Source organism: Nocardioides daphniae, from assembly GCF_004777465.1.
GTDB lineage: Bacteria > Actinomycetota > Actinomycetes > Propionibacteriales > Nocardioidaceae > Nocardioides > Nocardioides daphniae.
Map to the genome: position 1 here is coordinate 450,228 of NZ_CP038462.1, position 19,038 is coordinate 469,265.

The following is a 19,038-nucleotide window of genomic DNA, read 5'->3' on the forward strand; positions in this document are numbered from 1 at the left end:
CGTATCGCCAGTCGTCCCCGGGGGCGGGCCGGCGGCTGTGGACTGTCCGACGGGGAGCGCTCAGGTCCGCACGACGCCGAACGGTGGTTAGGCTCTGGGCGTGGCCGACCTCAACATTCCCGCTGCTCCCGCGATCGACGGCACCACCCACCTGCACAGCGGCAAGGTGCGCGACCTGTACCGGATCGACGAGGGCGAGCACGCCGGCCGCCTCCTCATGGTGGCCAGCGACCGGATCTCGGCCTACGACCACGTCCTCTCCTCGACCATCCCCGACAAGGGCGAGATCCTCACCCGGATGTCGCTGTGGTGGTTCGACCAGCTCTCCGACCTGGTGCCCAACCACGTCGTCTCCACCGACGTGCCCGACGCCGTCGCCGGGCGGGCGGTGATCTGCGAGAACCTCGACATGTACCCCGTCGAGTGCGTGGCCCGCGGCTACCTGACCGGCTCCGGCCTGGCCGACTACGAGGCCACCGGCGAGGTCTGCGGCATCGCGCTGCCGGCCGGCCTCGAGGACGGCTCCGGCTGCCGTCGCCGATCTTCACCCCCGCCGCGAAGGCCGCCGTGGGCGACCACGACGAGAACGTCTCGTACGCCGCCGTCGAGGGCGTCGTGGGCGCCGAGCGCGCCGCCGAGCTGCGTGACCTGACCCTGGCGATCTACGCCCGCGCCGAGGAGGTCGCCCGCGAGCGCGGCATCATCCTGGCGGACACCAAGTTCGAGTTCGGCGCCCGCACCGACGGCACCACCGTGCTCGGCGACGAGGTCCTCACCCCGGACTCCTCGCGCTTCTGGCCTGCCTCCGACTGGCAGCCGGGCCTGATCCAGCCGTCGTACGACAAGCAGATCGTGCGCAACTGGCTGACCTCCGACGCCTCGGGCTGGGACCGCTCCTCCGACACCCCCCCCCGTCGCTCCCCATCGAGGTCGTCGAGCTGACCCGCTCGAAGTACGTGGAGGCGTACGAGCGCCTCACCGGCCTCACCTTCTGACCGAGGTCGCCCAGCTGGCTGAGCGAGCTCGAAGAGCGCGTCCAGGCGCTCCCAGAACTTTTTCTCGATTTCTTTCCTCCAGGTGCATCCGTGCGGGGCACAACTGCGGAGAAGAGGGCAACAGGGCGCCACGGTGGCGCCCGGACGATCGAGAGGAAGTCCCATGAAGCGCCTCACCGGTTCCATCGCAGCCCTCGCCACGGCCGCCACCGTCTTCGCCACCGTCGGCCCGGTCAGCCCGGCCAACGCCGCCCCAAGGAGCGTTCGCTCGTCAAGGTCCTCACCTCCGACGGCAACCACTTCGACAAGAACCGCAACGACTTCGACATCGTCACCGAGGCCGCCCTGGCCGTGGTGAAGGCGAAGCCCGAGTCGCCCGTCGCCCTGCTGGCCGACGGCAGCGTCAAGCTGACCGCCTTCATCCCCAACGACGAGGCCTTCCGCCTGCTCGCCCAGGACCTGACCGGCAAGCGCCTCAAGTCCGAGAAGCGGATCTTCAACACCCTGGTCAAGGTGGCCGGCGTCGACACCATCGAGCAGGTCCTGCTCTACCACGTGGTGCCGGGCGTGAAGATCAACAGCAAGGCGGCCCTCAAGGCCAACAACGCGGTGCTCACCACCGCGCAGGGCGGCACCTTCAAGGTCAAGGTCCGCGGGGGCAAGAAGCCGCAGATCAAGCTGCTCGACCGCGACCCCAACAACCGCAACCCGCGCGTGATCCTGTCGAAGGTCGACATCAACAAGGGCAACAAGCAGATCGCGCACGGCATCGACCGCGTGCTGCGCCCGATCGACCTCTGACCTGGTCGACCGCTCGAGTCGTGAGGTCGAGTCGTGAGCACCGCACTCGGGCCCCCGGGCCCGACCTCGGTCGCCGGCCGTCCCGGGACGCAGAGCGTCGCGGGGCGGCCGGCCACGACGCCGCTCGCCACCGTGCCTCCTCAGACGCCCCGGGCGCTGACCGACAGGCTGTACGGTGTCGGCGTGAGCGCCCGAACCGACGAGCGGACGGTCGTCGACCTGGCTGCCGGGCTGCGCGACGGCGACCGTGACTGCCTCGAAGAGGTCTACCGCCGCTGGTCCCCGCTCGTGCACTCCGTGGCCCTTCGCGCGCTCGGCGCCCACCACGAGGCGGAGGACGTCACGCAGCAGGTCTTCATCTCGGCCTGGCGCAGCCGCCACCCTCCCCCGACCGCCAGCCCTGCCGGCCTGGCTGATCGGATCACCCGCCGCCGGGTGGCCGACCGCGACGGGCCGGACGCCCGAAGGTCGCCTCCGGCTGGTGAGGCGCGTCCGCCACCGACGAGGCCCTCGCTCCCGACGCGACGGGCGCGTGGTCGACCGGCTGTGCTCGCCCAGGCAGGTCGACGACCTGGGTGAGCCGCGGCGTACGATCCTGCGACTGGCCTTCCACGAGGACCTCACCCACGAACAGATCTCGACCCGGACCGGGCTGCCGCTCGGCACCGTGAAGAGCCACCTGCGACGCGGGCTGGTCCACCTACGACGGACGCTGGAGGAGGTGCGTCATGAGTTCGCCTGAGCACGACCACGTCGCGACCGACCTCCTGGCCGCCCTCGCCATGGGCGACGACCCGGCCGAGCTCGGCCCTCGACGCCGACGCGCGCGACCACCTCGCCTCCTGCCCCAGCTGCACCGACGAGGTCGCGGCGCTGCGCGAGACCCTCGAGCTGATCGCGGCCGGCGGCGGTACGACGCTGACGCCCCCGCCCCCCTCGGTCTGGGAGGCCGTCAAGGCCGAGATCGACCGCCCGGCCGGTGCGCCGGCAGCGGCGCCCGCCCCGGTGACCTCGCTCGCCAGCCGCGACGCGGCGTCCCGACCTGGCTGGCCACCGTCGCCGCCACGGTCGCCCTGGCTGCCGGGGTCGGCCTCGGCGCCTGGGTCGTCCAGCCCGACGAGAAGGACGACGCCACTCCGCAGGCGCAGGTCCTGGGCGAGGCCCCCCTGGCCTCCCTCGACGCGGCGGCGGAGGACCGCGGTGCTGCGGTCGTACGCCGTGCCGACGACCACCTCGTCCTGCACGTCGAGGCCAGTGACCTCGGCGGCCCCGACGGCACCCGTGAGGTGTGGCTGATCAACGTCGACGGCAAGCGGATGGTCTCCCTCGGGCTCCTGCCTGTCGGGGAGGCCGGCGACTTCGACTTCCCCGAGCGCCTGCTCGACCAGGCTACCGGATCGTCGACATCTCCTTCGAGCCCGACGACGGCAACCCGGTGCACTCCGGGACGAGCCTGGCGCGCGGCGAGATCGCCTGAGCCACGCGCTCCGGGTACTCCCCCGTGTGGTGCGGACCACTACATTCGCTCCATGACGAATCTCGCGTCCCTGTCTCGGACACCGCCGCCCGTTACGGCGACCGCACAGCTCGTGATCGGCGACATGCGCCTCAGCTATGCCCAGCTCGACCAGTACTCCACGCTCTGCGCGAGCCTGCTGGCCGCACGCGGCATCGGCCCGGGCGACAAGGTGGCGCTGACCTGCCCCAACCTGCCCTACTTCACGATCGCCTACTACGGCATCCTCAAGGCCGGGGCGACCGTGGTGCCGCTCAACGTGCTGCTCAAGGGACGCGAGGTCGCCTACCACCTGGCCGACTCGGAGGCGAAGGCCTACTTCTGCTTCGAGGGCACGCCCGCTGCCCATGGGGCAGGAGGTACGCCGGGTTCACGGCCACCGACTCGTGCGAGCACTTCTTCGTGATCACCGCCCAGATGGGTGCGCCGTCGCCGATCCCCGGCACCGACACCATGGTCGGCGCGATGGGGGGCGCTGCCGCTGACTTCACCGGTCCGGAGCTGTCGGGCGACGACGGCGCGGTCATCCTCTACACCTCGGGCACCACCGGCCAGCCCAAGGGCGCCGAGCTGACCCACACCAACATGCTCTCCAACGCGCTCGCCTCCGACCGGCTCTTCGGGGCCGACGCGGAGCACCCCGACACCTACCTCTGCGTGCTGCCGCTCTTCCACTCCTTCGGGCAGACGGTGATCCAGAACAGCGCCATCGCCTTCGGCGGCACCATCGTGATGCTGCCGCGCTTCGAGGCCGAGGCGGCGCTGCAGCTGATGGCCGCGGAGAAGATCACCTTCTTCGCCGGCGTCCCGACGATGTACTGGGGCCTGCTCGGTGTCCTCGACGACTCCGGCGTCGACGTGAAGGCGCTCGCCGAACAACTGCGCGTCGCGGTCTCCGGCGGCGCCGCGCTGCCGGTCGAGGTGCACCGCGAGTTCGAGCGGCGCTTCGGGATCACCATCATGGAGGGCTACGGCCTCTCGGAGACCTCGCCGGTCGCGAGCTTCTCGAAGTTCGGCGAGCCGGTGCGCGTCGCTCCATCGGCCCGGCCATCCCTGACGTCGAGATGAAGCTGATCAACCCCGAGCCCGGCCAGTGGGACGAGGTGCCCGAGGGCGAGGTCGGCGAGATCGCGATCAAGGGCCCCAACGTCATGAAGGGCTACTACAACCGCCCCGAGGCGACCGCCGAGGTCATCCGCGACGGCTGGTTCCGCTCCGGCGACCTGGCCCGCGTCGACGAGGACGGCTGGTACTACATCGTCGACCGGACCAAGGACCTGATCATCCGCGGTGGTTACAACGTCTACCCCCGCGAGATCGAGGAGGTCCTGCTCACCCACCCCGACGTCTCGCTGGCCGCCGTGATCGGGGTCCCGCACGACAGCCACGGCGAGGAGATCAAGGCCGTGGTGATCCGCAAGCCGGGGGCCACGGTGACCGAGGACGAGCTGCTCGCCTGGGGCAAGGAGCAGATGGCGACGTACAAGTATCCGCGCATCGTCGAGTTCCGCGAGTCGCTGCCGATGACCGCGACGGGCAAGATCCTCAAGCGCGAGCTGTGAGCCGCTGACCGTAGGCTGCGCGCCATGGCCAAGTCCTTCGGCATCGCGCTCGGCGTCCTCATGCTCATCTCCGGCGCCGTGTGGACCTTCCAGGGACTCGGCTGGATCGGCGGGTCGGCGATGAGCGGTGTGGAGATCTGGGCCACCATCGGCCCGATCGTCGCGGGCCTCGGGCTGGCGCTGGTCATCGTCGCGGTCAAGGGCCAGCCCAAGTAGCCGGCGCCGGGACCTGAGTGGCGGACGTCATCACCAGTGGTCGCGGGAGCGACCGTTGGTGATGACGTCGCCCGGAGGCGGATAGACTCGCCGCGGAGATTTCCCCGCGCGCACAGGAGCAGCCCCGTGGCCACAGTCGTCGTCGACGTCATGCCCAAGCCCGAGATCCTCGACCCCCAGGGGAAGGCCGTCCTCGGCGCCCTCCCGCGCCTGGGCTTCGGCGGCGTCACCGACGTACGCCAGGGGAAGCGGTTCGAGCTCACCTTCGAGGGTGAGGTGACCGACGAGATCCTCGCCGAGGTCGCCCAGATGGCCGAGACCCTGCTCTCCAACCCGGTGATCGAGGACTTCGAGGTCCGCGTCGAGGCGGACGCCCGATGAAGGTCGGTGTCGTCACCTTCCCGGGCACGCTCGACGACGTCGACGCCCAGCGTGCCGTCCGCATCGGCGGCAACGAGGCGGTCGCGCTCTGGCACGGCGACCACGACCTCAAGGGTGTCGACGCGGTGGTCCTGCCCGGCGGCTTCTCGTACGGCGACTACCTGCGCTGCGGCGCCATCTCGCGCTTCTCGCCGGTGATGACCGAGGTCATCGAGGCGGCTGGCAAGGGCATGCCCGTGCTCGGCATCTGCAACGGCTTCCAGATCCTCTGCGAGTCGCACCTGCTGCCCGGCGCGCTGATCCGCAACGACCACCGCAAGTTCGTCTGCCGCGACCAGAAGCTGCGCATCGAGAACAACACCACCGCCTGGACCTCGGCGTACGCCCAGGGCCAGGAGATCACCGTGGTGCTGAAGAACGGTGAGGGCAACTACATCGCCGACGAGGCGACCCTCGACATGCTCGAGGGGAGGGGCGCGTCGTCGCCCGCTACCTCGACGTCAACCCCAACGGCTCGGCGCGCGACATCGCGGGCATCACCAACGAGCGCGGCAACGTGGTCGGCCTCATGCCGCACCCCGAGCACGCCGTCGAGGCCATGACCGGCCCCGGCACCGAAGGGCTGGGCTTCTTCACGAGCCTGGTCGAAGGAGTCTTTGCGTGACCCGCACCACCACCGCGGCTGCGACCACGACGACGGTCACGCCGCGCCGCTTCTTCCTGTGGATCTCGCGCGCGGAGGCCGTCACCTGGTCGCTGCTGCTGCTCGGTCTCTTCCTCAAGTACGGCACCGAGACCACCGACCTCGCGGTCAGGGTCTTCGGCATGGCGCACGGCGTCGTCTTCATCGCCTACTGCCTGACCAACGGCCTGCTCTGGGTCGACCAGAAGTGGAAGTTCGGCCAGCTGGTGCTGGGCGTCCTGTGCGCCATCCCGCCCTTCGTGACGCTGTGGTTCGACCACCACGCCGAGAAGAAGAACCTCGTCTCCGACGAGTGGCGCCTGCGTGAGCAGGAGCCCCGCTCGATCCTCGAGAAGGCCGCCGCCTTCGTCATCCGCAAGCCGGTGCTGGGCGTCGTGATCGGCGTCGTCGCCGTCATCGTGCTCACTGGTGTCGCCCTGCTGATCGGCCCGCCCGGCGGCGAGCACTGACGCCTGCGCGGCAACGCAGCTCTGCAGCACAACGAGGCCCGGTCCACCCGCTCACGCGGGGGCCGGGCCTCGTTCGTCTGGTTGCCTGCTGGGTTGTCGGTGTCGCTGGGACGCCTCGCGTCGTCGGCTCGCGCGCTTCGGAAGGAAACTCCGCCCGAGTCGCGGTGCGCTGAGCGTACGACCGCGCGAAAGGCTGCTGAGTTTCCTTCCGAGTCGCGGCGGCGCCGCGCCCGAAACCCCGAACCAGCTCGGGTCAGCGCACCCGGCGTACAGGTAGCGCCAGACGACGGGGTTGGCGATCCCGGTCTGGGTCATCTTGCGGCGCTTCTGATAGCTCTTCACCGCCGCCTTGGTCTTGCCGTCGTAGATGCCGGTCGGCACCTCCTTCGTCACGCCGGTGGCGACCAGCGCGCGCTGCAGGCGACGGACGGCGTTGCTGGCCGAGCCGACCTTCAGCACCGGGCGGGCGCCGAGGGAGTGCATCCGCACCCAGTTGCTCTCGGAGAACGTCGTGGAGGTGGGCAGGCCGTTGGCCTTCTGCCACGCCGCGACCCCCGCCTGGGTGCGCTTGTTGTACTTGCCGTGCATGCGCCACGGGTAGTGGCCCTGCTCCTTCAGGGCGCACTGCAGCGCCTGGACCCGACCCTTGTACGTCGTGCCCGGCTTCAGCGCGGGGTAGGAGCCGAACGAGGTCTTGATCCCGTTGCAGCGCACCTCGGTGCCGGGGTTGTTGCCCTTGCCCAGGTCGAGGTAGTTGGTGTCGATGTTGATCGTGACGTTGCCGTACTTCTCGTCGTGGCCGCCGAGGTACTGCTTCATCCGGCCACCGGGACGCCAGCCGTCCTCACGGATGTAGTCGGTGGAGGTGTTGGCCTTGCCGTCCCAGCGGGCGATCCAAATGAACTTGGGCAGCTTGAACTTCCCCGGGCGCTCGACGCGGGCGTCGTCGACCATCTTGATGCCGGAGCTGGCGCCGGAGTACATGCCCGAGACGTAGCCGAGCTGGTGGATCCGGTTGACCCACGCCGAGACGAAGGCCAGCGCCGACTCGCGGCAGTGCGTGTTGGAGAGGGTGAAGCCCTCGAGGTCGTACCAGAGCGTGCTGCCGTGGCGCAGGCCCAGCGCCTCCGCGTCGGCGGCGTTCTTCTCGGCTTCCCGGGCGCCCTGCTTGCGGGCCTTGCCGTAGCGGCCGTCCTTGCCGGGCGTCGGGTCGATCTTGAAGTCGTCGTCGTACCGCGGGAAGCGGTCGAGGCACGAGGCCTGCGGGCCCAGCGCGATCGGCAGCAGGCGCCACCCCTTGCGGAGCTGGGTCGAGATCCAGGTCGGCGTGAGGTTCGGCTGGTCGCGGCAGGCGCGGGAGTCGCCGGAGATGTAGATCCCGACGGCGAGGTAGGGGGAGTGGTTCAACCAGGCGTCCATCTTCGCCTGCGTCGGCGCGAGGCACTGGTCGAAGCCGTAGCCACGGAAGTTGCCGGGGGTGACGGGGTTGGTCACCGTCTTCTTCGCGGCCGCCTTGGCCGCGACGACCGGGGTCGCGGGGGTGGCTGCGGGCGTCGTCGTGGTGAGCAGGGCGGCGCTGAGCGCCAGCGTCCCTGCGGCGGCGCCGAGGCGTCGTACGAGGGTGCGTGCGGGGTGTTGCGAGGGCATGGCTGACTCCGGTGGTACGAGGGGAAGTTCTCGCACGATAACCCCACGAGTCACACGAGTCACAGACTTGGGGTCTAACTACAAACGTGTAGTTTTCGCAGGTCAGGGGTGCAGCGGGTTCCGGGCTGCTTCCTCGCGGGTCAGCACCATGGCCCCGAAGTCGCTCGCCGCCTGCGCCAGCAGCCCCGCGTCGGGGGCCTGCGTCAACCACGCCTCGAGGTCGGGGTGACGGACGAGCCATCGTTGCGGAGCGACGCCCTCGACGTGCCAGCCGGAGAGGTCGCTGGCCCGGTCGAGGTGGTCGGTGGTGAGGAGCTGCACGGCGTGCGGCGCCGGCACGTACGACGCCCACAGGTGCCGCCGGGTGCGCCAGGGGCTGTTCCCGGTCAGGTGCAGGTGGGCAGAGGTGGTGGCGGCGCAGTGCCCCACGAACCCGACGTCGAGGTGGGCCGCGAACCGCCGCAGCGCGGCCTCGAGCGCGTACGCAGCCCGCACGCCGCCACCGCTCGGGTCGCCGTCCCGGGGTGCCGTGCCCCAGGTCACCCTGCCCAGGCTGCCCATCGTCACCACGTCGCGCACGACCTCCGGCCCTGACTCGGTCCCGACCTCGGTGGCGTAGGTGAGGAGGTCGCACTCGCTGCGGCGCTCCAGCTCCAGCTCGATGGCCTCGCGGGTGTGCTCCGGGTGCGTGGGCACCATGGCGCAGTCGCCGATGCGCCCTGCCGCAGCGGCGTCCACGAGCGTGGTCACGTGGTCGAGCCAGGCGGCGTGACCAGCCGGTGCTGCCGACCAGCGAGGCTCGGGGACCCGGGCGTCGTTGAACGGTCCGGCGGAGACGGGTGGGTCGATGGTGAACCCCGCCAGCGCGACGGGGACGGAGAGATTGCGAGGGCCACTCCGCGACGCCGGTGCGTCGGTGGCGACGACCGATCCGTGCAGACCGCGGCTGTTCAGGCGCTCGGCGAACGAGCGGAGCGTGGCCATGGCGGCGACCGGCCGGGAGGCCAGGGTCAGCAGGGCGAGCGTTCCCCCGACGGTCGGGTAGGCGGTGCTGCCCTGGGCCAGGCTCGGCTCGGCGGCAATGGCTTCCTCGGTGGCGCGCCAGGACTCATGCCGGTCGAGCCCGTCGAGGTGGACGCGGAGCTCGGCCACTCCGAGCCTCTGCTTGCCGCGGCGCAGGGCAACGCGGGCGGCGACGGACGGCTCGTCGATGGTGACCGGCATGGCACTCCCTGCGGGTTCGGGGCCGAGGTGACGGGTGCCCGCATCGTGGCACAGGAGGCCAGTTCCCGCGCCTGACCTGCTGGCTCGAAGCAGCGAGGCCCGATCCGTGAGGGCAACGCCGACGTGCTCTTCGCCATGACCTTCGACACCCAGGAGTCGTGGGCCGCGTACGGCGCCCACCCCGCGCACGTGGCGGTCGTCGAGGAGCACGTGAAGCCGGTGCTGGAGTCGAAGGTGTTCATCCAGAGCGCAGGCCCGAACTTCCTGTCCTGAGCGCCGGGTAGATTGCTCCCTGTGGCCGAGACTTCCCGCACCCCCAGTCAGCTCGACACGGTGGCCGTCGCCACCCAGGACCCGGAGCGCGAGCAGCCGTGGTCCGACCTCGGCCTGAAGGCCGACGAGTACGCACGCATCCGCGAGATCCTCGGGCGTCGCCCCACCAGCTCCGAGCTGGCGATGTACTCGGTCATGTGGAGCGAGCACTGCTCCTACAAGTCGACCAAGGTGCACCTCAAGCAGTTCGGTGAGATCCCGCAGGAGAACCCCGGTCGGCAAGATGCTCGCCGGCATCGGCGAGAACGCCGGCGTCATCGACATCGGCCAGGGCTACGCGGTCACCTTCAAGGTCGAGTCGCACAACCACCCGTCGTTCGTCGAGCCCTACCAGGGCGCCGCGACCGGCATCGGCGGCATCGTGCGCGACATCCTCGCGATGGGCGCCCGCCCGGTCGCCGTGATGGACCCGCTGCGCTTCGGCCCGCTCGACGAGCCGACACCCACCGCGTGCTGCCGGGCATCGTCGCCGGCGTCGGCGGCTACGGCAACTGCCTGGGCCTGCCCAACATCGGCGGCGAGGCCGTCTTCGACCAGACCTACCTCGGCAACCCGCTGGTCAACGCCGGCGCGATCGGCGTCCTGCGCCACGAGGACCTGCACCTCGCCAACGCCACCGGCCTCGGCAACAAGGTCATCCTGTACGGCGCCCGCACCGGCGGCGACGGCATCGGCGGCGTCTCGGTGCTCGCCTCCGAGACCTTCGACGAGGGCGGCCCCGCCAAGCGCCCCAGCGTCCAGGTCGGCGACCCGTTCATGGAGAAGCTGCTCATCGAGTGCACCCTCGAGCTCTTCGCCGCGGGCGTCGTCTCCGGCATCCAGGACCTCGGCGGAGCGGGCCTCTCCTGCGCCACCTCCGAGCTGGCCTCGGCCGGTGACGGTGGCATGCACGTCGAGCTCGACCTCGTACCGCTGCGCGACTCCACGCTCGCTCCCGAGGAGATCCTCATGAGCGAGTCGCAGGAGCGGATGATGGCCGTCGTCACGCCCGACAACGTCGACTCCTTCATGGAGATCTGCCGCAAGTGGGACGTCGAGGCCACGGTCATCGGCGAGGTCACCGACACCGGCCGCCTCGAGATCGACTGGCACGGCGAGCGCGTCGTCGACGTGCCTCCGGGCTCGGTCGCCCACGACGGCCCCGTCTACGAGCGCCCGTACGCTCGCCCCGAGTGGCAGGACGCGCTGCAGGCCGACGCTGCCGAGGCGCTGCCGCGGCCCGCGTCGGGTGACGAGCTCAAGCAGACGCTGCTCACCCTGGTCGGCAGCCCCAACCTCTGCGACAAGTCCTGGATCACCGACCAGTACGACCGCTACGTGCGCGGCAACACCGTCTCGGCGCAGCCCGAGGACTCCGGCATGGTCCGCGTCGACGACGAGACCGGCCTCGGCGTCTCGCTCTCCACCGACTGCAACGGTCGCTACGCCAAGCTCGACCCCTACACGGGCGCCCAGCTCGCGCTGGCCGAGTCGTACCGCAACGTCGCCACCGGCGGCGCCACCCCGCTGGCGATCTCCGACTGCCTCAACTTCGGCTCGCCGGAGGACACCGGCGTGATGTGGCAGTTCGCCGAGGCCTGCCGCGGCCTCAAGGACGCCTGCCTCGAGCTCGGCATCCCGGTCACCGGCGGCAACGTGTCGCTCTACAACCAGACCGGCGAGACCGCGATCCTGCCGACCCCGGTCGTCGCCGTCCTCGGCGTCATCCAGGACGTCGCGCAGCGCACCCCGAGCCACTTCCGCGCGGCCGGCGAGCAGGTCCTGCTGCTCGGCGAGACCCGTGAGGAGCTGTCGGGCTCGGAGTGGGCCCACGTCGTCCACGGCCACCTCGGCGGCCTCCCGCCGAAGATCGACCTGGCGGCCGAGAAGGCGCTGGCCGACGTGCTGACCACCGCCTCCACCGAGGGTCTGGTCACCTCTGCCCACGACCTCTCCGACGGTGGTCTCGCGATCGCCCTGGCCGAGGCCGGCTTCCGCCACGGCATCGGCGCCACGGTCGACGTCTCCGGGGTCGCCGACGACGCCTTCGTCGCCCTCTTCTCCGAGTCGGCCGCCCGTGTTCTGGTCACCGTCACCGACGAGCAGGCCGAGCGCTTCACCGCGCTCGCCGCCGAGCACGGCGTCACGGTCACCGCGCTGGGTCGTACCGGCGGAGACGAGCTCGTCGTCGAGGGCGCCTTCTCGGTGCCCGTGGCCGAGGTCAAGGGCGTCTGGTCCGCCACCCTCCCCGCCGCGCTGGGCTGAGCCGGCGTGGAGCCGCTGCAGGTCGTCGTCCCGTCCGCCCCGCTCGCCGAGGCGATCGGGCGGGTCGACGGCGCCGAGGTGTCGGTCTGGGACGGCACGGGTGCGGCGCCGTCGCGCGCTGACCTGTGGGTGCCGGCGTACGCCACCAGCGCCGAGGTCGTCAGCCGCGCCGGCGACATCGACCACCTCGGCGTCGTGCAGCTGCAGTCGGCCGGCTACGACGGCGTCCCCGAGCGGCTGCCCGCCGGCGTGACCCTGTGCAACGGCAGCGGGGTGCACGACGACGCCACCGCCGAGCACGCGGTCGGCATGATCCTGGCGGTGCTGCGCGGCACCGTCGAGGCCGTGCGCCACCAGGACGAGGGGCGCTGGGTGAAGATGCCCGGCCGCCAGTCGCTCGCCGACGCCCGGGTCCTGATCCTCGGCTACGGCTCGATCGGCCGCGCGCTCGCCGAGCGGCTCCTCCCGATGAAGGCTCGCGTCACCGGCGTCGCCAGCCGCCCGCGCACCGACGACCTGCTCGACCAGGTGCACGGCTTCGGCGACCTGCCGGCGCTGCTGCCCAACCAGGACGTCGTCGTGCTGCTGGTGCCGCACACCGAGCGCACCGAGAAGATGGTCGACGCCGCCTTCCTGGCGAAGCTGGCCGACGGTGCCCTGCTGGTCAACGTGGCCCGCGGGCTCGTCGTCGACACCGACGCGGCGCTCGCCGAGGCCGGTCGCCTGCGCTTCGCCCTCGACGTGACCGACCCCGAGCCGTTGCCCGACGGACACCCGCTCTGGTCGGCGCCGGAGGTGCTCATCACCCCGCACGTGGCCGGTGGAACCACCGCGATGCTGCCGCGGATCGCGGCGCTGGTGCGCAGCCAGGCCGAGCGGCTGGTGGCCGGCCAGGAGCCGCAGCACGTCGTGCACCGCAGCTGACCCGCTGACCCCCGCCGGCGCCGCTGGCACCGCCCCCGTGTCGCCTGGGCCACAGTCGGCCCCCGGCTCCGGCGTTCGCCGGACGCAGGCACTGCCCGCGACCTAGAGTCCGTGCGTGAAGGCTGTGAGTCAGTACCGTCGTCCCCTGAGCGCCCTCGTGGCAGTGCTCCTCGTGCCGGCCTCCTTGGGGCTCGTCCCCGGTGCCGCAGCCGCCGAGCCCACCGCCCCACCTGCCGCCCCGTCCGCGGCCCCGTCCACGGCAGGGGCCGACGTCGAGCTGACCGCGGCAGCGCCGCTGCTCGACGCCCCGGTCAACGGCCCGGAGGCACTGCGTGAGCTGGGTGACCAGGTCGCCGTGGCGGCCGCGCGCAACGAGCTCTCGACGACCGAGCTGCGTACGCTGCTGCGCACGGACGAGACTGCCTGGGTCGCCCGGGACGGAGCCGTCTACTACGTCGACCCGGCGCCCGAGACGCTCGACGCCCAGCCGGCGTCCGCCGAGCGCATCGCGCCGCTGGCCGGCACCTTCTCGCTCAACAGCAACCCCGGCGCCGCCCTCACGATCCTGCTCGACTTCGACGGCGCCACCGTCACCGGTACCCAGTGGAACGCCAGCAACGGCGTACTCGCCGGGGCGCACCCCGCCTGGGACCCGGCCGGCAACGGCCCCGCCTTCAGCGACGACGAGCTGGTGAAGATCCAGCAGGTGTGGGCCATCGTGGCGGAGGACTACGCCCCCTTCGACGTCAACGTCACCACCCAGGACCCGGGCCAGGACGCGATGGTGCGCAGCTCCTCCTCCGACGGCGTCTACGGCACGCGGGTCCTCGTCAGCCCGAGCGACGACGCCTACGCCAAGATCTGCAACCGCCAGTGCGGCGGCGTGGCCTTCCTCGGGGTCTTCGACCGCGTCGGCACCTACACGCAGCCCGCCTGGGTCTTCCCGCAGGCCCTGGGTGACGGCGCCAAGTACGTCGCCGAGGCCGCCAGCCACGAGGCCGGGCACAACCTCGACCTCCAGCACGACGGCACCTCCACGCTGGGCTACTACGAGGGGCACGGGATCTGGGCCCCGATCATGGGCGTCGGCTACGGCGTCCCGCTGAGCCAGTGGAGCCGCGGCTCCTACGTCGACGCCGACAACCCCCAGGACGACGTCGCGATCCTCACCGGCTACCTGGGCGCGCGGGCCGACGACGCCTCCGACGCGGTCATGGCCGCCTCCCCGCTGCCGACCGGCCAGGCCCTGATCGGTTCGCGCGACGACGTCGACTCCTACCTCCTCGGCTCGTGCCCCGCCGGCTCCGTGGTCGAGGTCGCGCCGAGCGCGCTCGCGCCCAACCTCGACGTGAGGGCCGTGCTGTACGACGCCACGGGCGCCCAGCGCGCCGTCTCGGCGCCCGCGTCCGGTCGAGGCACGATGTTCAGGGCGACCGGGCTGGACACCGCCCTGGTCGTGCCCGAGGCCGGTCACGGCTGGGTCGTGACGGTCGAAGGCGCCGGGCAGGGGGAGTGGGCGTCCCTGGGCTACGACGACTACGGCAGCCTCGGGTCTTACACCGTGACCGCCCCGGGCTGCACGGTCGAGGGCACCACGGGCGTCCCCTCCGAGCCGACCGGCCTCACGACGGGCACGGCAGGGCTCGACAGCGTCACCCTCACCTGGAGCGAGCCTGCGGAGCTCGCGGGCGGTCCGGTGACCGCGTACGTCGTCACGCGCTCGGGCTCGTCCGAGAGCCACACGCTGGCCGCCACCGCACGCAGCCACACCTTCGCGGGCCTCGCGCCCGAGACCTCGTACACACTCTCGGTGCGCGCGGTCAACGCGGCGGGTGCGGGCCAGTGGGCCTCGGTCACCGCGACGACGCAGGCGCCTCCGCCCGTCGCCCCCAGCGCCCCTCGGAACCTGGCCGGCAGCCACAACCAGCAGGACGGACGTCTCGAGGTCACCTGGAGCGAGCCGGCGGACTCCGGGACCCAGCCCGTCACCGGCTACGCGGTGTACCTCAACGGTGTCCATCTGGGGCAGCTGGGTGCCACGGCGCGCGGCGCCTACCTGACCCGTGACGGTGGATACCCCGACGGGACGTACGTCGTCGGCGTCGCCGCCGTCAGCGCCGCCGGGCAGTCCCCGACCGCCCAGGTCACCATCACCGTCGCGAGACCGGTCGCGCCGTCGAACGACGCCGTCGCCGCGGCCGAGGTCATCGCCGGGGTGAGTGGGTCGGTCGTCGGTGACAACACGTCTGCCACTCGTGAGGCGACCGACCCCGTCCCGTACGGAACCGGGGCCGGCGGCTACTCGGTCTGGTACGCATGGACCCCGACGTCGACCGGTTGGGTGAGCATGTCGACCTCCGGCGGTGGCGCCGGCCGCAGCACGACGCTGAGCGTCATGCAGGGCGACCCCGGGTCGTGGTGGGAGCAGCCGGGCGCCAACTACACGTACGGCATGCACGCCTCCATCTGGTTCAAGGCGCAGGCCGGTACGCGGTACCTGGTCGCCGTCGACGGGTACAGCCGTGCAGGCGGCGTCGGCCCCTTCACCCTGACCTGGGACCAGGCCCCCGAGGTGAAGCCCGGAGTCCCGCGCAACGTGAAGGCCCGCGCCGTCCTCAACTCTGCCCACGTCACCTGGGACGCGCCGGACGGTGGTCCCGGAAGCGGCCCGACCGACTACGTGGTGAGGGCCAGTCCCGGTGGGCAGGAGTGCTCGACGTTCCAGTTCCCCTTCGACGTCACTCGCCTGCAACCGAGTGCACGGTGAGCGGGCTGACGAACGGCCAGGCGTACACCTTCACCGTCACCGCGTCGAACAGCGCCGGCAGCACCACCTCGGCGCCGACGGCGCCGGTCACGCCGCAGGCCGACACGACGCCGCCGCGGATGTCCGAGGTGACGGTCACCCCTGACCGGGTCTCGCTCTTCGGCGGGACCGTCACGGTGACGATGCGTGTCACCGACGAGGGCTCCGGCCTGCAGGGCTCGCCGAACTTCACGTTCAGCGGCGGGGGCGGCGGCCTCGGCAGCATGACGCGGATCTCCGGCGACAAGTACGACGGCGTCTACCGCGGCACGTACACCTTCGCCGCGCTCAGCGCGCTGGGCACGCGGACGCTGTCGGTCTACCCGCTGCGTGACGAGGCGGGGAACTCCACGTTCTTCGTCGACGGGCCCTCGGTGGTCGTGGGGGCTCCGGGCACCCCGGCCGCCCCGACCGCGACGGTCCGCGACGACCGTCGCGTCGCACTAGGCTGGGTCGCCCCGGACCAGGACGGCAACGTCATCGACTCCTACGAGGTGGAGCTGGTGCCGACCGGTGAGGTCTTCACGACCACGAGCACGTCGTACGTCCACGCCCTCGGCAACCGTCCGGCCAGCCAGCCGGTCAGCTACCGGGTGCGCGCGCACAACGCGGGCGGCTGGTCCCGGTGGAGCCCCGCCACCCCCAGCCTCGTGGTGCCTGCCCTGGCGCCCGACACGGTCACGGGCGTGCAGGCCACGCGTGGCGACCGGCAGGCCACGGTCTCGTGGGCTGCCCCGGATGACAACGGTTCCCCGATCACGGGCTACACCGTGTCGGTGCGGGCTGGTGGCCAGGAGGTCCGGACGGTGACGGCGGCTGCGGGTCAGCGGTCTGCCACGGTCACGGGTCTGGTCAACGGCACGAGCTACACCTTCACCGTGGCGGCGTCGAACACGGTGGGTTCGTCGGCGGCTTCGCTGCCGTCGGCGCCGGTGGTCCCGGCGGGTGTCCCCGCTGCACCGGCCGCGCCGTCGGTGGGGCGTGGCGATGCCGCCGTGACGGTGACGTGGGTCGCCCCGGATGACAACGGTTCGCCGATCACGGGCTACACCGTGTCGGTGCGGGCTGGTGGCCAGGAGGTCCGGACGGTGACGGCGGCTGCGGGTCAGCGGTCTGCCACGGTCACGGGTCTGGTCAACGGCACGAGCTACACCTTCACCGTGGCGGCGTCGAACACGGTGGGTTCGTCGGCGGCTTCGCTGCCGTCGGCGCCGGTGGTCCCGGCGGGTGTCCCCGCTGCACCGGCCGCGCCGTCGGTGGGGCGTGGCGATGCCGCCGTGACGGTCTCGTGGGCTGCCCCGGATGACAACGGTTCGCCGATCACGGGCTACACCGTGTCGGTGCGGGCTGGTGGCCAGGAGGTCCGGACGGTGACGGCGGCTGCGGGGCAGCGGTCTGCCACGGTCACGGGTCTGGTCAACGGCACGAGCTACACCTTCACCGTGGCGGCGTCGAACACGGTGGGTTCGTCGGCGGCTTCGCTGCCGTCGGCGCCGGTGGTCCCGGCGGGTGTCCCCGCTGCACCGGCCGCGCCGTCGGTGGTGCGTGGCGATGCCGCCGTGACGGTGACGTGGGTCGCCCCGGATGACAACGGTTCGCCGATCACGGGCTACACCGTGTCGGTGCGGGCTGGTGGCCAGGAGGTCCGGACGGTGACGGCGGCTGCGGGTCAGCGGTCGGCCACGGTCACGGGTCTGGTGAACGGGACGAGCTACACCTTCGTGGTGAGCGCGGTGAACGCGGTGGGCTCGTCGGCGGCCTCGCTGCCGTCGGTGCCGGTGGTCCCGGCGGGTGTCCCGGACGCACCGGCCGCGCCGTCGGTGGTGGGCGGCGATGCCGCGGTGACGGTGTCGTGGGCCGAGGTCCCTGGCAACGGGGACCCGGTGACGGGCTACGTGGTCCGGGCGTACGCCGGTGGTGCGGTGAAGAAGGTCGTCGAGGTGGGCGCTGGCGTCACGTCGACGACGGTGACGGGCCTGGTCAACGGCACGAGCCACACCTTCACGGTCACCGCGGTGAACGGAGTCGGCGCCTCGCCGGAGTCGGCCGCCTCGGCGGCCGTCACCCCGGTGGCCCCGCCGAAGCCCGGCCCCAAGGCCAAGGCCCCGAGCCAGATGGCGCCGCCCAAGGTGACGGTGCGCGGCAAGAACGCGGTCCTCCGGTGGAAGGCGGCCAAGGCCAACGGCGCCAAGGTCACCAGCTACCTGATCGACATCGCGCCCAACAAGCGGGTGAAGGACCGCGTGGTGAAGGGGTCGGCCCGCCAAATCACCCTCAAGAAGCTGCGGCCCGGCACCTACCGGGTGCGGATCGCGGGCTCGCAACGCTGCCGGCACGTCGAAGTACAGCCGCTGGGTGAAGATCCGCATCCGCTGACGTGTTCGTCCGGCCCGGAGGGGCCATCACGTCGGAAGTTCGCGTGGTCTGCGCTCCTGCGGCGCAGAAATCGGTCGAACTTCCGCCGTGGTGGCTCCAGACTGGCCGCGTGCTGACCCCCGACGCCTTCCGCGCCCTCGCCCGGTCCTCCCCGTGGCGCTGCTCGACCGCGCACTTCACGCACCGCGGCGACGGGACCGGCGAGGTCGAGGCGTGGCTGGAGCGCCCGGGGACGGTGACGGTCCGCGACGAGCACGGCACCCACCGGTGGGTGGACGACCCCGGGAACAGGGGCCAGGTGGTGGTCGTGCGGGCCTACGAGGAGATGCCCGGCCGGTACCCCGACGACGACCCGGTCGCCGCGGACCTGCACCCCCCGGCCGTCCGGGCCCGCGACCTCACCCCGATCACCCGCGACGACGGTCTCGTCCTGGTCCGCCCCGACGACGAGTCCTGGCCGGGTGCCTGGCAGCCCTACTTCGACCCCGACGACCCGATGTACGGCAACTACCGCTGGGTCGCCATGCTCGACCCCCGTGAGCTCGCCCGGGGCGTCGAGGTGAGCGACGTGCGCGAGGTGCGGCACCACGGACGTACGGCGTGGGCGGCGCGCTGCGTGCCTATCGAGGGGTACGACCCCAGGTGCGGCTGCTGCGAGCATGTGTGGAGCGAGGTGAGCGTGCGCGCCGAAGTCGAGGCCGGCGGCCCGGAGCCGCGGCCCGGCACCGTCTTCCCCGAGGCGTACGACGTGGTGCTCGACCACGCGACCGGCTTCGTCGTCCACCTCGTCCCCGTCGGGGAGAGCTCGCGCGACGACCTGGAGCTCGACGTGCAGATCCACTCGGCCAGCTGAGCCGAGTG

At 71.8% G+C, this 19,038-nt stretch carries 16 protein-coding genes and 3 pseudogenes; 17 read left to right on the forward strand and 2 right to left on the reverse strand.

The genetic code is table 11. The annotated features are described in order from the left end of the window. Positions 1–133 precede the first annotated feature (133 nt). From E2C04_RS02195 to E2C04_RS02230, 11 genes and pseudogenes are all read left to right on the forward strand, one after another. Positions 134–983: pseudogene (locus tag E2C04_RS02195) on the forward strand (phosphoribosylaminoimidazolesuccinocarboxamide synthase); the annotation flags it as partial. A 102-nt stretch (positions 984–1,085) separates the two neighbouring features. After that, complete coding sequence (locus E2C04_RS02200; RefSeq protein ID WP_202977859.1) at positions 1,086–1,796, forward strand: fasciclin domain-containing protein; 711 nt, start codon at positions 1,086–1,088, stop codon at positions 1,794–1,796. Between the two features lie 183 nt (positions 1,797–1,979). Further along, positions 1,980–2,375, forward strand: a complete 396-nt coding sequence (locus E2C04_RS02205) for an RNA polymerase sigma factor (protein WP_202977860.1) — start codon at positions 1,980–1,982, stop codon at positions 2,373–2,375. Further along, on the forward strand, positions 2,329–2,538 hold the full coding sequence (locus E2C04_RS18410; RefSeq protein ID WP_202977861.1) for a sigma factor-like helix-turn-helix DNA-binding protein: 210 nt from the start codon (positions 2,329–2,331) through the stop codon (positions 2,536–2,538). The genes E2C04_RS02205 and E2C04_RS18410 overlap by 47 nt, the downstream gene beginning before the upstream one ends. Then, positions 2,525–3,718, forward strand: coding sequence for an AMP-binding protein (locus E2C04_RS19125; protein ID WP_238694400.1), 1,194 nt, complete (start codon positions 2,525–2,527; stop codon positions 3,716–3,718). Before E2C04_RS18410 ends, E2C04_RS19125 begins: the two co-directional genes overlap by 14 nt. Beyond that, positions 3,715–4,380, forward strand: coding sequence for an AMP-binding protein (locus E2C04_RS19130; protein ID WP_275106550.1), 666 nt, complete (start codon positions 3,715–3,717; stop codon positions 4,378–4,380). Before E2C04_RS19125 ends, E2C04_RS19130 begins: the two co-directional genes overlap by 4 nt. Next, positions 4,377–4,874 carry an AMP-binding enzyme gene (locus E2C04_RS20635; RefSeq protein ID WP_275106551.1) on the forward strand — a complete coding sequence of 166 codons (498 nt, stop codon included), beginning with the start codon at positions 4,377–4,379 and terminating at the stop codon, positions 4,872–4,874. The genes E2C04_RS19130 and E2C04_RS20635 overlap by 4 nt, the downstream gene beginning before the upstream one ends. 24 nt (positions 4,875–4,898) lie before the next feature. Then, complete coding sequence (locus E2C04_RS02215) at positions 4,899–5,090, forward strand: hypothetical protein (RefSeq protein ID WP_135831365.1); 192 nt, start codon at positions 4,899–4,901, stop codon at positions 5,088–5,090. Positions 5,091–5,216: 126 nt separating this feature from the next. Continuing rightward, positions 5,217–5,471, forward strand: a complete 255-nt coding sequence (purS, locus tag E2C04_RS02220) for a phosphoribosylformylglycinamidine synthase subunit PurS (protein WP_135831366.1) — start codon at positions 5,217–5,219, stop codon at positions 5,469–5,471. Continuing rightward, positions 5,468–6,135 (forward strand): annotated as a pseudogene (purQ, locus tag E2C04_RS02225) (phosphoribosylformylglycinamidine synthase subunit PurQ). The gene purS and the pseudogene purQ overlap by 4 nt, the downstream one beginning before the upstream one ends. Then, on the forward strand, positions 6,132–6,623 hold the full coding sequence (locus tag E2C04_RS02230) for a DUF3817 domain-containing protein (protein ID WP_229721349.1): 492 nt from the start codon (positions 6,132–6,134) through the stop codon (positions 6,621–6,623). Before purQ ends, E2C04_RS02230 begins: the two are co-directional and overlap by 4 nt. A 51-nt stretch (positions 6,624–6,674) precedes the next feature. Here the strand turns inward: E2C04_RS02230 and E2C04_RS02235 are convergent, their stop codons facing one another. Next, entirely contained in the window at positions 6,675–8,270 is a 1,596-nt protein-coding gene (locus E2C04_RS02235) for a glycoside hydrolase domain-containing protein (protein ID WP_135831367.1), read from the reverse strand. A 102-nt stretch (positions 8,271–8,372) separates the two neighbouring features. Further along, complete coding sequence (locus E2C04_RS02240) at positions 8,373–9,494, reverse strand: hypothetical protein (RefSeq protein WP_135831368.1); 1,122 nt, start codon at positions 9,492–9,494, stop codon at positions 8,373–8,375. Between the two features lie 102 nt (positions 9,495–9,596). Here E2C04_RS02240 and E2C04_RS02245 point away from each other — a divergent pair, with 102 nt between their 5' ends. From E2C04_RS02245 to E2C04_RS02270, 6 genes and pseudogenes are all read left to right on the forward strand, one after another. After that, positions 9,597–9,767 carry a Dabb family protein gene (locus tag E2C04_RS02245; RefSeq protein ID WP_268234019.1) on the forward strand — a complete coding sequence of 57 codons (171 nt, stop codon included), beginning with the start codon at positions 9,597–9,599 and terminating at the stop codon, positions 9,765–9,767. 21 nt (positions 9,768–9,788) lie between these two features. Beyond that, positions 9,789–12,071, forward strand: a pseudogene (purL, locus tag E2C04_RS02250) (phosphoribosylformylglycinamidine synthase subunit PurL). Positions 12,072–12,077: 6 nt separating this feature from the next. Next, complete coding sequence (locus E2C04_RS02255; protein ID WP_135831370.1) at positions 12,078–12,995, forward strand: 2-hydroxyacid dehydrogenase; 918 nt, start codon at positions 12,078–12,080, stop codon at positions 12,993–12,995. 115 nt (positions 12,996–13,110) lie between these two features. After that, complete coding sequence (locus E2C04_RS02260; protein WP_135831371.1) at positions 13,111–15,762, forward strand: fibronectin type III domain-containing protein; 2,652 nt, start codon at positions 13,111–13,113, stop codon at positions 15,760–15,762. Continuing rightward, a complete protein-coding gene (locus E2C04_RS02265) occupies positions 15,759–18,293 on the forward strand; it encodes a fibronectin type III domain-containing protein (RefSeq protein ID WP_158630560.1) in 2,535 nt (844 codons plus the stop codon). The genes E2C04_RS02260 and E2C04_RS02265 overlap by 4 nt, the downstream gene beginning before the upstream one ends. Then, positions 18,287–19,030, forward strand: a complete 744-nt coding sequence (locus E2C04_RS02270; protein WP_135831373.1) for a hypothetical protein — start codon at positions 18,287–18,289, stop codon at positions 19,028–19,030. Before E2C04_RS02265 ends, E2C04_RS02270 begins: the two co-directional genes overlap by 7 nt. Positions 19,031–19,038 lie beyond the last annotated feature (8 nt).

What these genes read in the sequence shown, in the direction of transcription:
- E2C04_RS19125 (WP_238694400.1), top strand. Translation starts at nt 2,525, where the DNA reads ATGAGTTCGCCTGAGCACGACCACGTCGCGACCGACCTCCTGGCCGCC.
- E2C04_RS20635 (WP_275106551.1), top strand. Translation starts at nt 4,377, where the DNA reads ATGAAGCTGATCAACCCCGAGCCCGGCCAGTGGGACGAGGTGCCCGAG.
- E2C04_RS02215 (WP_135831365.1), top strand. Translation starts at nt 4,899, where the DNA reads ATGGCCAAGTCCTTCGGCATCGCGCTCGGCGTCCTCATGCTCATCTCC.
- E2C04_RS02235 (WP_135831367.1), bottom strand. Translation starts at nt 8,270, where the DNA reads ATGCCCTCGCAACACCCCGCACGCACCCTCGTACGACGCCTCGGCGCC.
- E2C04_RS02240 (WP_135831368.1), bottom strand. Translation starts at nt 9,494, where the DNA reads ATGCCGGTCACCATCGACGAGCCGTCCGTCGCCGCCCGCGTTGCCCTG.